A 13,374-nucleotide genomic window follows, 5' to 3' on the forward strand; every position below is an offset into this window, starting at 1 on the left:
CCGATGCAAAGCTTAAAAGAGCATCACTGGTGTGGCTGACGCAAAAATAATTCCAAGCTGTAATTGTGTTACCTCAACCATAGTCCCGTATATTAATAGCGCTAAACCATCGGCGCCTAGTAATGCATTTGCCGTCCATAATTGCATAACTGAAGGCAATATCAAGACAATGGCGAGTCCGAGCATTTTTCCCCAACCACTGCAAAAAATGGCTTTGAGTGAAAAACGTTGATGCTTGGCTAAATGTTGTAACAATGGCTAAGGTTGACGCGGCCATTAATGCCATTGCCCACTTGGACACTACAACGCTATAAGGTGCTGGCAACATTTGGATCACGCCTTCGATGATCAAAAACGAAAATAAAAACAAGAATAATTTAAAAGGCGCTTGCTTCATTAATTGCCAGCCTTGTTTGAACCAAACAAGGCTGCGTGATGTTGGTATAGTGTCATTGTATGTTTGCGTAATTGTTGTCATGTTTTAGCTTCCTTTATAAGTGATTTACCTAACAGTCGATAAACAACGACAAAACCTGACAAATATTTTTCACTTTTTTACGACACCAGGTTTTAAAACTCCGAAAACTAACAGTAAACAATTGAAATTAAACAATTAAAATAACATTCGCAAACAATAAAAATAATTATTTAAAAAACAAACAAGCGGGTATCTAAAGTTAAAAGCTATTTAATTTAACTAATAAAACAAAACCCAAACACTAAAATGTAAAGACTAAAAACAAGTAAGACAGTTTCAAATCTATAGCAACTGCCAACAACTCCCTATATCATCAAAGCAGATCAGAAACCTTAGGATCCCCCATGACAGAAAAAACCGTTAAATTCGAATTTGAAAAACAAAACAAAAACAGCATTCGCTACAAAGAAGTGCCAGAAGACGGCATGCCACCGGTGATCGGCAGTATTTATGTGCAAAAGTGGTTTGCAGGTACAAGCAAAAATATTGAAGTTGTGATCAGTAAAAAAGATTAAAATAAAAGGCAACCAAACCTGATGGTTGCCTTTTAATTCAGTTATTTAATCTAACAAAGGTTAAGGCCAAACTGGGCTAACTATATTTGCTCTATACGAAAAGCTGGTATGTTCCGTAACATTGCTCACATCCCATTCACTTAAGTCAGCAGTCATAGAAGTGGCACTATGGAACATATAGGACATTTGAGTCACTGAACTCACGTCCCAACCAGACAAGTCACTGTTAAAACGACCTGCTCCATAAAACATTGTTCTCATATTAGTTACAGAACTTACGTCCCACGCTGAAAGGTCACTATTAAATAAAACAGCGTAACTAAACATGGTCGACATATTTTTAACTGAACTCACATCCCAACTTGAAATGTCGCCATTAAATCTGCGCGCACCAGAAAACATGCCTGTCATATTCTGTACAGAAGAGACATCCCAATTCGTTAAATCTTGATTAAAAACGCCAGCACTCATAAACATATAACTCATGTCAGTGACATTACTTACATCCCAAGTTGATATATCTCCTTGCATATTAGATGAAGCAAATAAACTACGCATATTAGTCACATTACCCACATTCCAATGTGTGAGATCGGAAGTAAAACTTCGCGCTTCGTCAAACATCGAGGCCATATTAGTAACAGCACTTACATTCCATTGAGACAAATCAGAATTAAACAGCGGTGTTCTTTGGAACATACTAACCATAGAAGTGACAGAACTCACATCCCAAGCAGACAAATCATTATTATAATTAGCGCCGTAAAACATACTATTCATTGAAGTTACATTGCTCACATCCCAATTATTGAGGTTGCCGTTAAATGTTAAATTTCTGAAAAACATGCCACTCATGTCTACTACGGAACTCACGTCCCAATTTGAGATATCAGAATTGAATGCATTCGCTTCCTTAAACATATAACTCATTCTGGTTACACGGCTAACGTCCCATTTTGAGATGTCATTGTTAAATGCAGTGGCGTTATCAAATAACTGTTGCATGGACGTAACCGCACTCACATTCCAAGAGGATATATCGCCATTAAATGCGCTTGCCTCATTAAACATGTTGTCCATATTCTCCAACGAACTGACATCCCAAGTTGCTAAATCTTGATTAAATTTGGTATTTTGACTAAACATGTTCGACATAGTCGTAACCTTACTGACATCCCAGCTTGATAGATCACGATTGTATGTGCTGCCGCTGGAAAACATGCTGTTCATATTAGTAACAGAGCTTACGTTCCAATCAGCTAAGTCCTGATCAAATACCGGATTAGCCATAAACAAGCTATCCATGTTTTCTACACGACTTACATCCCAATGGCTTAACGGGCTATTAAACTTCTCAGTAAATGCAAACATATACCCCATATCTTTAACTAAACTCAGATCTGGCGCTCCAGTCGCACTAAAATTAACCTCACGACATCCTTGGAACATCCTAACCATTGATTGCCACTGTTGAGTTCCCCATTGAGTCACATCTTTCAGGGTTGCTTCTGTTCCCCATGGGCACAACTCGATATGAGGAACCGAACCTGTAATTTGAACTGTATATTCACCATCAACGGCATAGGTATGTGTTGCATTACCGTTTTCTTGTGTTGGTTCAGAGCCATCTCCCCAATCCACCATATAGTCGTAAGTTTGGTTGTAACTGGTTTTAAGGGTTATTGACTTGCCAGCGTCAACTGACCATAACGTCGCAAAAGCAGCGGGGTCTGAAACCGCACCATCCTCAACTGGGATTGGCATGACATGACTTAAAAAGTTCGTAAATGAGATCCCGTAAACTTCACGGTAACTGACTAACGCTTGATAGTTACCTATCGTAAATATCTGTGTTGTCCCGTCATAAAACTCAATACTACTGTCGTTAAGTACATAGGAAACGGTTTCTTTAGTCGGACTACCGTCTTGGTAAAATTCAGCTATTCCATTGTGTTTTAAATCAATAATAGAGTTTAGTGGAGCTCGCATGAAGATAAGACGATGTCCTAGCAAGTCACTGAACTCAACCACATTAGCTTTATAAATTGCCGAGACATATGCACCGTCACCGATTACAGCACTTAAGCTTTCACCTAAGTTGATTTCACCATCTTCAAATGGCAATACAGACTCATTATTTCCAATTGAAATTGTTAAATTATTATCGGTTAATTGCCACGCTGAATCATAACCTTGCCACTCAAACTCTCCGTCACTCGCTTTTGATTTTTTCCCTAAATAAGTAAAAAGTAATTATCCATTGGCCAATCATGAGTGAACTTGAGCACCCATACCCAATCATCAGATTCGTCACTGCCACGAATTTCTACTATGGTCCCTTCAAGCTCAGATAATGAAACAGACTCTAATAATGTATTGGCGGCTGGGGTTTCAGAGGTTTCACTTTGTTGGGCAAACAAAGTTTCAATCTCGCTTGTGTTTATCGCTCGGTCATATAACCGCACCTCATCTATAGAGCCTTTAAAATGCGAATACCAACCAGACTCAGGCGCACCTAATTCAACCGGTATATACTTTGCTCCAATACCCATAGGCCAAGTGCCGCCCGGCATTTCTTCAGAGTAATCCACTCGATTAACTTCTACGCCATTTAAGTAAATGACAACCTGCACACCATTATAAACAACGACAATGTGCGACCATTCTCCCTGTGGCACAGGTACACCGGTATCAACTTTATTTGAGACCCGCGAGTTATCCGTCAAGGAATATAAAATTGTATTGTTAATGCTATTTAACGACAGCTCATAAATTGGTGAATTGATAACAACGCCACCGCCGGTGTATTCATCATTTGTTTGTTCTTTAGGGTTGACCCAAGCAGAAATTGTCAATTGATTTGTTGCTCTTGGTGCTTCTGAAATGGCTATCAAACTTGAACTGCCATCTAAATCAACCCCCTCTTCCACTGCACCAGTAACATAAACGACAGTGCCAACTTCATTTATCGAGGCTGATATCCCAGTTAACTCCGCAAGGTCACCGTCTAAAGGCAAATAAGCAATAAGACCGCTTTCTATATCAGTCGATTGAGGCGAGACCAAAACATTAACCGTAGCTGTAGAAGGTTCACCTTTATTATCCGTTACACTAAGCTCAAAACTTAATGTTGTATCTTCAGTGACCGTCGGTGCAACAAAGTTAACAATAACCTCATTTGGATTAGAAATATCTACGCTAAAGCCCGAGTTGTCGGTTTGTTGCCAAGTATAAAACAAGGCATCGTTATCAAAATCTTCAGATCCCGCCCCTGAAATAATGACCACCTGCCCAGATTCTGCAACTTGGTCGTCGCCCGCATCGGCAATCGGGCTACTATTTTCAGGACCATCAATTTGTATTTTTAAACTAGATGTCGAACTCGCTCCGTCAGAATCCGTAACCGTCAATACAAACTCCAATTCGGTGTCTTCCTCTACAATTGGGAAATCAAACCAAGTATTGACCGAGGTTGGATCATTAATAACGACATTTGGCCCAGCCAATTGCTCCCACAAGTAGCTTAATGGCAAGCCTGCTTCATCATCCTCTAAATCGGAGCTTTTTGCCCCGTCGATCAAAACTTCGAGATCAACAATTTTAGCTTCAATAACCGCGACTGGCGGTTGGTTTACCGGCTCGATATAAGGCACAACAACTTCAAAATACTCGGTGGTTGTTACATATAAGTTGTCTTCGACAGTGACACTAAAACGCAGAACCGTATCTTGTTGAACAATGGGCAAATAGATAGTGGTTTGTGAGCTGGTTGGCGACTCTATCGTGGCGACGCTCGTACCTTCTTCTCGCCATTTATAGCTGATGATTTGGCCATCAGGGTCGCTCGCTTCAACGCCTAAGACTAAGGTTGAAGCTTCTACATTATATTGCAAATTAATAATTTTGGCGGTCGGCGCTTCATTGGCGACATTTGGGTTGCCGCCCTCTTGTACCTCAACTAAATTAGGAATGCCGTCGTTGTCGGCGTCGTCTGACGCGTCGTTAACAAGTGGGTTAAGATTATATTTAATCTCGTCGCCGTCTAACATTTCATCGCCGTCAGAGTCACGATTGTTAGGCACAGTGCAGTTTTCAAATTCTTCGATATTGGTTAAACCATCGTTGTCGTCATCAGCAAGTGCTTGGCTTAAACCGTAACGATTTGCCCAATAGGTTGGTAATGAACTTGAATCGTCAGGGCTAAAATCGATAGATAAATCTTGGTATTGCCGCGCCCAACTTCCCAACCTGCTGTGTCCACCAAAACGTAAGTCGTAATCGGTTTTTGAGGTTAGTGTTGCCTGCGCGTAAAACTCGTTATCGCCATTGCTTGTGGTTGCCCAAATCGTATCGTTTGCAGCAAGTGGAAAACCTGCCCAGCCTATAGAGTCCGACTGCCACGCAATAGACGGTTCCGTACTAGAGAAGGGTTTATAAATTGGCGTAACCGTGGCTTTTAGCTCTATCAAACAGCTGTTTACGTTTAGTGGGTTAGTGATATCTTCTATGGCAATTGACGGAATTCCAATCACAGGGGTTTTGGCCATCAAGGTAATCGTTTTGTATTCGTCTTTATCTCGGCTCGGCCAGCCAATAATGGTTTTATCAAAAATCTCTAACGCGGCTCTAAGCTTTAACTCGGCACCAATGCCAGCAGCCATTTCAGTAAAACGATAATCTAATTGAGTATCTACACCGGTTTCTAAACTGGCTTCTGAACGATAATGCCCTTCAACTCCCGCCTCGGCATATAGATAGGGTTCAACAATGATCTTGCCGGTTGCCGCTTCATAAAAAAACAATTCAAGCGATGGGATCAGTCGTACGTCGCCATAAACTTTCGCCTTGGCTTCCCCTTCAATTCGATATTTTAAGGTGGGATCAAAATGCGTTCTCGGATCCCAATTGCCGTTATCGTAGGCAAAACCCGTTGTGATGTTTAACGTCGATTCGAGAATATGACTGAGCTTAACGCTGCCCTCGGCTTTACCATTAATTTCTGCGTCGAGTTTAAATTTTCCTCGCACAATAATTGGCACGCCTCCGGGCGCAATGACCTTTACAAAAGACCGGCTGATTAAATTTTTAGAGCCGTGTAAGTCTTTAGAACCATCACTTTCGATGGATAACGTGGCATCAAATTTAGTGAGACCTTTTACAAATGCATGGGCTTTAACAAGCTTGCCGCTTTCGATATCAACTTTAATGTCGATGGTTGGCTCAAAGCTAAAATTAGTATCAGCGGTGAGTTTAACTAACGCGTCATTGCCGTCGCCATTAATCGACTCATTTGATTTTGTTTCAAGTTCGTAGCCAACATAAACGTCCACTTCTATTTTTAAAACATCATTGCCGTCTAACAAACCAACTTTATCTATTTTGGCTTCAAAAATAGCGGTATACGGTTCGTAGTTTTCAGTATCTATATGGTCTTTGCTTAAGGCACCCAACTAAACAGTAAATCGACTTTATCGCTGCCGTCACCCGCTTGAACTTCTGTGACATTCGCTCCGTGATCATGGCTAGAACCAAATCTAGGATGGGTAAATTTAACAAGCTTAAAATACTCTAAATCAAATTTGTCTTCGGTATCAAGAATAACCTGAGCGCTGACCTCAAATTGCGTTAATTTACTTAGCACGAACAACTTTTGTTTTGGCCCTTGCAGTCGCAAATTGTCTTCATCTAATTCTTGATATTCATCAGTTGTACTAGAGGCAATTGCCGCTTTAGCGTTTGCACTTTTTTGACCCGCAGCAGCCACTGACTTTAATACTGGCACAACCGGGGTCACGACCGCCGCTTTTTCATCAACGATTGTCAGGCCTGATCTTACTCAGGTCGCTGACGAGACTTTTTACCGCCAGAGGTGACTTGCTTTGATCTTACGCCGCGCTGGGCCAAACGGTTTTGACCCGCTACAAGGTTGTCGTTTGACACATCGATCAGTTTTATATTGGTTGAAATATCGAGCTGTTCATAAACTTCATTTACTGCAGCGGCTTCCGTTTGCAATGTTACGGTATCGCCATCAACAACAACTTCAGTCACCTTACGTAACATGCCATCATTATCGGTACTTACCACAATGTCGCCGGTTGCAGGCGCGACTTCTTCGTTGGTTAATTGATAAGAAACTTCACTACTGGAAAAGCCTGCAGGGGCTACATTACTGACTTTTTGTGCCGTGTTTACAACGGTTTGTTTGGCCAATGTCGACACCGCAACTTGCTTAGAAAACGCGCTGTTACCTGAATTATCAACCACCTCAATGATCACGTAATATTGCGTATCACTTACTAAGTCATCAACCGTAGTCGTAAATTGCTCAGCAATGGAACTATGTAATGTCGTCGCCGATGGCACAAAACCATTTTGGTCGCTCAGATGCACGTTATACGATAATTGCGATGCGTTACTGACATTATCCACCGCTTCCAACCAATCTAAGGTGATGGCTGTAATTGACTCTGCCGAAGCCGATACGATTTGAATTCCCGTCGGCGCGTCAGCGTCGTTTAATACATTGATTGAAACCGCTTTGGTGGTTGTTGCCCCATCATCATCGGTAACACTTAACGCTAACTCAATTGCAACATTACCGGCAACATCGCCAATAGTGCCGTTTAAAACAGAGGAACTTGGATCATTAATGACAAAGCCCGTGCCGTTGTCATTAGTCACCTCCCACAAAAACGTTAATTCGTCATCATCCGCGTCTGTGGCCACTGACGCTAACGTAAACGCAGATAATTCACCGACCGACATGGTTTCATCTAAAGTGATAATCGGTGCATTATTTACTTTTTAATTGTAAAACTAGACGACGCTTGCGCTGATGCGCCCTTAACATCGGACACTGTTACGGTAACGTCAAAAACACTGTCTTCTTTTACATCTGGGGCAACAAACTCAAGTTTGTTGGTATTTACATTCCCCAAATCCAAACTCAAATCGGAAGTAACGTTCCATTCATAAGAAAGAGATTGCCCTTCGGGATCGTTTGCGGTGGCATGTATTACAATGAGGTTGGGATTGCCTTCAACAACTTCTAATATGTCAGAACCGACGGCACTGGAAGAGTCTAAAGCGATTGAAACTGTTGGACTGAGATTTTTAACATCTTGTTGTTGTTTATCGTCTGACTTCCCACATCCAAAAACCGAAACTAGCAAAACCGATACAACAAATACTCGGAACAACTTACTACTTAAACCCATGGAAAATCCTTTTACAGATGTTAACAATTATAGAGAATTTATAAATGTAATTAGAAAATGGCGTGTACAAAACATCGATGTTGTCTGGGTTACAGCGTTATTTCATTTAACCAGAAAACAGAATGCTCAAATAAACAGCGCATCACTTTAACAATAAATAAACTGCTTTAATACTAATAAGTTAAGGTAATTTTTGAAAAAATGGACTGCTCGTGAATTTTTATTTACATGTAAAAGGTGGATGATGATCAAACAAAAATAGTACAAAAACTCGCTGGTGCACTGCAAGGTAAAAGAAGGCTGGAGCTAGAGAACGAGAAGACGAAAAACTACTGAACAAAAAGCACCACAACGTCGGTATTACCTAGCTCATCCTGCACCACAATTTGCTGTTTGCCGGTGCCAGTGAATACATGTTCCACCGAGGTATTTGGTCCAGTTTTATATTTGTATTTGCCGTTGATGTACCACACTCTATTGCCTGAGCCGCCAAGGCTTTTGAGCCAAACACTGGGGTGTTTTCCGTTTTGACCTGCTTTGCGAAACACACTGTTGTTGTCAATACCGGTAATTTTTAAGCTGGCGCTGGCGGTTATTTCGCTATTAATACACTGTGGATCGAGCCTTGGTATAACAGCCGCACGACGATATTTAGCGTTTAACCAAGGTTCAACCACCTTTGGCCAAACAGCCACTTGCTCCACCTGCTTATTACTTACGTTACAGTCCATTGTCACGCGTTGCTCAGTTACGGGATTTACCCAATAAGTAAACAATCCACTTTGCTAAGGTATCTGCATCAGCAACATGCCAGGTTGGCGGTACAACGTTGTTTATCACCCACGCTTTATATTGTTGATGACAAAAATCTGCGTTCTTGTCGTCTTTTGCTACGCCTAACGGCCAACAAATGGTTTGTTGTGTCACCGTTTCAGGTTGGCTTAGTATATCGTCTGTAACACTGTTTGAATTAGGATCTGCACTGCCCTTAGCACTTATACTAGAACCGCCACTAGCACTTCCGCCACTTAAATACGGCTGCTGACTCTCGCTATCAAAGGCAATAGCAGTATTAACCCCTAAGCCACCAGCCAATTGATCTGCAGCCATAAACAACAAAGGCCCAGCGGTTTTACGGCCAAAGTGCCCATGAGCATTGGCGTACCATCGGGGCGGCCAATCCAAACCCCAATGGTATAGTCGTTATTTACGCCAATGGCCCAGGAGTCGCGAAACCCATAACTGGTTCCGGTCTTCCACGCTAATGGGGAGTTTTCAATAATACTGGCGGTCGACTGAATGCTGTCTGGGCGGTCAATATCCGACAACGTATTTTGAATGATCCACGCACTCGATGGCGATAACATCTGTTTTGTCACTTTAGGTTGCGTTAGCTCATCGGTGAGATAACGCAGCTCACTGACATTACCTTGATTCGCCAGCGCGGTATAACTTTCAACAAGTTGCTCAAGCGACGAACCAACGCCACCTAAAATCATCGACAAGTTTGGCTTATTATTGGGGATAACTAACGCTAAACCGGCGTTTTCGAGACGGGCGGCAAATCGATTGACACCAAGGCGTTCAAGCAAATCTACTGCGGGCATGTTTAACGAACGTTGCAATGCTTCTTCAGCGGTAACTGGGCCATTAAACGTACCGTTAAAATTGCCCGGGCGGTAATTCCCCAATTGCGCGGTACGTCCGCTAATAATGAATGGGAGTGAATAAGCCCTTCATCCATAGCCATGCCGTACAAAAATGGCTTTAACGTCGAGCCCGGAGAACGTGTTGCCTGCACCATGTCGACATAACCAAAGTTATCTTCATTCGCAAAATCTACGGTGCCAATATACGCCTTAACCGCAGACGTTTTATTGTCGACCACTAAAATGGCGGCCGAACTTTGTTTTGGCATGTCACTCATATACGAGCTAATTGCGTCCTGCAAACTCTGTTGTAGGTCACTGTTAATGGTGCTTTTTACTACCGACTGACCATCTGAAAAAGCCAACAACCGCCGCGCCAGTAAAGGCGCAAGTTGTTTGGGTTTAAAGTTAAAACTATAGACCTGCTCTAACATCGCATCGTCGACCTCGTCTTGGGACCAAACACCAAATTTAACAAGCCGCTTTAGTACTTTGTCTCTTGCCCGCTGGGCGGCGTCATTATGAATATCGGGACGAAACCGAGTTGGGGCTCAGGGCAGTACCGCTAACAATGCAGCTTCTGAGTGCGTAAGATCATTCGCGGATTTATTAAGATAGGTGTAACTCGCGGCTTCAACGCCTTCAATTGTGCCGCCAAATGGCGCGGTATTTAGGTAAATTTGCAAAATTTGGTTTTTACTTAAATGCCATTCGAGTTGCAAGGTTCTTAATACTTGCTGCAACTTGCCGGTGAAGCTTCGATTGTGAGGATGCAAAATTCTGGCAACTTGCATTGAAATTGTTGAACCACCTGAGACAATTCGGCCATTGGTCAGGTTTTGATATGTCGCCCGTAAAACTGCAAAGGGATTAATGCTTCAGGTGAAGCCAAAACCAACGATCTTCATAGGTGAGTAATGCCTCAATATACAGCGGAGATACGTCAGATAACTCTATTGGATATCGCCAGATCCCGTTTGGATCGGCAAAGGTGCGCAGGGGACGATTGTTTTCATCTACGACGACTCGCGCAAAAAGGTTGTTGTTTTTAGGCAGGTTTAATGGATAAAGTTGATCTAACATTCCGACAAACATTAGACCCAAAACAAATACCGTTAATAGACGGAACCGCCCAATATACCGAGCAAAACGGCGCACGATTAACAATAAAAACGGCAGACCCGATATGTAAAGGTTTTGACCGCTTTTACCGTCTTGACTGTTTTGACCGTTAACGGGGGCAGTTGTTAACCTGCCCTTTGAATGTAAGTTACTTTTGGACAATCGTAATGGCCGAACTGGATTTGCCAATACCACGGATTTCCGGGCGATACATGTCTTCTACCAAAGGCGAAGGCACGTTATATGTTCCCGGCGTAACCGCACGAACCAGATAGAACAAATTCACCGTTTGGCGCTTGCGCACTTGCGCTGCGGCAACAAATCGGTCATCTCGGTATTCTTGATATTTGGTTGGATTGCGGTTAAGCCACTGTGCTATGGATTTACCATCTACTTTTATTTCATCGAGTTTAATTGCGTGTTCAAGGTTTTGATTTTCAAGTTCAAATCCCGCAGGTAGTAAGTCGATAATTAACGCATCTGGTGTTCTTTGCTCAGCATTCACTTCTAATTGCACCAAAAACAATTCGCCTACTTCGGCTTGTTTAAGGTCGATTTCTTGGCCTTTAAGGTTCAACCAATGACGCTGAATAGAAAGGCCATTGGCGCTTTCCTCAGGCGGTGTTTTACCATAACCGCTAATATTAACATTGGCTAACAACGGATGGGCAAACGCCGACTCAATGGATACCGAGTTTTTAATGTCATCGGCCCCAAGTCGGGTTTGGAATCCGGAAGTCATGCTAAGTTTTGTGGTCGCCGAACCAATGATCAGATCAGCATTCCAGCTTTCACCGTCAAATTCTTTCAGGGCGATGCCCGCCAAAAACAGCGCATTGCGTTCCTGCGTACTGAGATACTGACGATTGATTAGCTGCTCGGCCAGCGTAAAGCTCAACGATATTGCCTTAGATTCGGCTATTTTATGGGTCAGCATTAGGTGGATCATCAAAGCCAAATCTCGAGTTTGGCTACCGTAATCGCCTAAGTATTGTTGTCGTTGTTTTGGCAAATTAGCTAGTGCATCTTCCATTAGTTGTTCGCCACGTCTTTTATCACCCATTTTTATCAGTGCAATTGCTAAATGCGTTTGTGATAAACCGGTTCGCGCGTAACGACTATTGTTGGTCGCCAAACTCCGTAATGTGCCCAACGGCACTTGATTTACTCGCGCCAATACGTAAGCTGCGTAAGCTTTGTAGGCAAAATGATAGTGGCTAGGATCGTTACTCCAACGTTCGTTATAAAAACGGCCACTACGCGCTAAATATTGCTGTAAACGCGTTAACGTATTTTTCAGCATGTCCTCTGGGACAGCAAACCCCATTGCCCGAGCACTTAACAAAAAGTCGGCAACATACGCAGTTAACCAATGTTCTTCATCTGAGGTATTACGCCATAAACCAAAGCCGCCGCTGCTAAGTTGCAGTGATGCGAGTCGCTCAAACCCTTTGTTGATCATATCAACCCGTTTGCTTTCATCTATGGCGTTGATGCCAAACGCTTGTTGCACATCTGGGGTGGCAAATAATAATGGATAGGCGCGACTACTGGTCTGCTCCAAACAGCCATATGGGTATTGTAAAAGCTGATCTAACTGGTTATTTAAGTCGATATTCGCAGACGGTGAAATGGCCACCGACGCGACAACGGTACTGTCGATAAGTGACTCAATTGCAGTTTCATCAATCGTGAAGCGTTCTCCATTGTTAAGAACTTTTTGCATATTGGTAAACGTTGCTGGGTAAGCCGGACGTGCGCCTAGTGTCCATTGGCGCTGAATTGCTTCGGCAAGTTGGTCGCCGCTAACATTAAGCTCAAACGTTGCAACTCCCGTGTGGTTTGTTACTTCTATGTCGTAATGCAATGTGCGTTTTGCGCCATTGTCCAACACAATAGTCTGTGTGGTATCAAAAGCCTTAACTGGCGAATGTCTTGTTGTGCTTAGCTCTGCTTTTAGTTCTGTCTTTGGCTCAACGCTTGGCTCGGCTTTTGCTCCAGCTTCTTCACCATCTTCCAAGGCTGTTGCAAATGTCACCTGCAATTCTTGACGTTCTCCACTTAGGTTAGTTACATCAAGTGCAATGCGTGTTTTGTCACCTTTGGCTAAAAATCGCGGCATTGCAATTTGGGTTACAACCGGCGCGGCCACTGTGACTTCTTGTTCGCCATGACCAAATGCATCTGCTGAAAACGCCAAGGCCATGAGTTTAATTCGACCATTAAAGTCAGGTAGATTTACCGGGATCTGCGCTTCTAAATTTTCATCGAGTTTGACCAAGCCACTAAACAGAGAAACGATTTGAACGTCTGACTGTGGCGCATCGCCTCCGCGGGTTAAGTCGTCGTCACCACCAAATTTCATTTTGGCTTTTGTCGACTGGCTCATT

Annotated in this window: 14 protein-coding genes; 1 reads left to right on the forward strand and 13 read right to left on the reverse strand. The window is 42.8% G+C overall.

Annotated features, from left to right (window positions below; translation table 11 throughout):
* Positions 1-73 precede the first annotated feature (73 nt).
* Positions 74-478 (reverse strand): hypothetical protein, encoded by a 405-nt coding sequence (locus PN838_RS07785; RefSeq protein WP_272180268.1) that lies wholly within the window; start codon positions 476-478, stop codon positions 74-76.
* A gap of 344 nt (positions 479-822) precedes the next feature.
* Here PN838_RS07785 and PN838_RS07790 point away from each other — a divergent pair, with 344 nt between their 5' ends.
* Complete coding sequence (locus PN838_RS07790) at positions 823-993, forward strand: hypothetical protein (RefSeq protein WP_215963812.1); 171 nt, start codon at positions 823-825, stop codon at positions 991-993.
* Positions 994-1,053: 60 nt separating this feature from the next.
* Here PN838_RS07790 and PN838_RS07795 read toward each other — a convergent pair whose 3' ends face one another.
* The 12 genes from PN838_RS07795 to PN838_RS07850 form a co-directional block, all read right to left on the reverse strand.
* Positions 1,054-3,117: a BspA family leucine-rich repeat surface protein gene (locus PN838_RS07795; RefSeq protein WP_272180269.1), complete on the reverse strand. Its 2,064-nt coding sequence runs from the start codon at positions 3,115-3,117 to the stop codon at positions 1,054-1,056.
* 110 nt (positions 3,118-3,227) lie between these two features.
* Entirely contained in the window at positions 3,228-6,443 is a 3,216-nt protein-coding gene (locus PN838_RS07800) for a LamG domain-containing protein (protein ID WP_272180270.1), read from the reverse strand.
* Complete coding sequence (locus tag PN838_RS07805) at positions 6,431-6,787, reverse strand: hypothetical protein (RefSeq protein ID WP_272180271.1); 357 nt, start codon at positions 6,785-6,787, stop codon at positions 6,431-6,433. The genes PN838_RS07800 and PN838_RS07805 overlap by 13 nt, the downstream gene beginning before the upstream one ends.
* Positions 6,788-6,825: 38 nt before the next feature.
* Entirely contained in the window at positions 6,826-7,761 is a 936-nt protein-coding gene (locus tag PN838_RS07810) for a fibronectin type III domain-containing protein (protein WP_272180272.1), read from the reverse strand.
* A 32-nt stretch (positions 7,762-7,793) separates the two neighbouring features.
* Positions 7,794-8,213: a PKD domain-containing protein gene (locus PN838_RS07815; RefSeq protein WP_272180273.1), complete on the reverse strand. Its 420-nt coding sequence runs from the start codon at positions 8,211-8,213 to the stop codon at positions 7,794-7,796.
* A 329-nt stretch (positions 8,214-8,542) separates the two neighbouring features.
* Positions 8,543-8,944 (reverse strand): hypothetical protein, encoded by a 402-nt coding sequence (locus tag PN838_RS07820; protein WP_272180274.1) that lies wholly within the window; start codon positions 8,942-8,944, stop codon positions 8,543-8,545.
* A gap of 13 nt (positions 8,945-8,957) precedes the next feature.
* Positions 8,958-9,323, reverse strand: a complete 366-nt coding sequence (locus tag PN838_RS07825) for a hypothetical protein (protein ID WP_272180275.1) — start codon at positions 9,321-9,323, stop codon at positions 8,958-8,960.
* Complete coding sequence (locus tag PN838_RS07830) at positions 9,293-9,904, reverse strand: penicillin-binding transpeptidase domain-containing protein (protein ID WP_272180276.1); 612 nt, start codon at positions 9,902-9,904, stop codon at positions 9,293-9,295. Before PN838_RS07830 ends, PN838_RS07825 begins: the two co-directional genes overlap by 31 nt.
* Complete coding sequence (locus tag PN838_RS07835; RefSeq protein WP_272180277.1) at positions 9,823-10,296, reverse strand: penicillin-binding transpeptidase domain-containing protein; 474 nt, start codon at positions 10,294-10,296, stop codon at positions 9,823-9,825. Before PN838_RS07835 ends, PN838_RS07830 begins: the two co-directional genes overlap by 82 nt.
* Positions 10,297-10,413: 117 nt before the next feature.
* Positions 10,414-10,737, reverse strand: coding sequence for a transglycosylase domain-containing protein (locus PN838_RS07840; RefSeq protein WP_334313487.1), 324 nt, complete (start codon positions 10,735-10,737; stop codon positions 10,414-10,416).
* Positions 10,733-11,146 (reverse strand): hypothetical protein, encoded by a 414-nt coding sequence (locus PN838_RS07845; RefSeq protein ID WP_272180278.1) that lies wholly within the window; start codon positions 11,144-11,146, stop codon positions 10,733-10,735. The genes PN838_RS07840 and PN838_RS07845 overlap by 5 nt, the downstream gene beginning before the upstream one ends.
* The gene (locus tag PN838_RS07850) at positions 11,133-13,373 is read right to left on the reverse strand and encodes an alpha-2-macroglobulin family protein (RefSeq protein WP_272180279.1); all 2,241 of its coding nucleotides are present in this window, start codon (positions 13,371-13,373) and stop codon (positions 11,133-11,135) included. Before PN838_RS07850 ends, PN838_RS07845 begins: the two co-directional genes overlap by 14 nt.
* Position 13,374 lies beyond the last annotated feature (1 nt).

Origin of the sequence: Psychrosphaera algicola (assembly GCF_028401425.1) — a bacterium.
GTDB lineage: Bacteria > Pseudomonadota > Gammaproteobacteria > Enterobacterales > Alteromonadaceae > Psychrosphaera > Psychrosphaera algicola.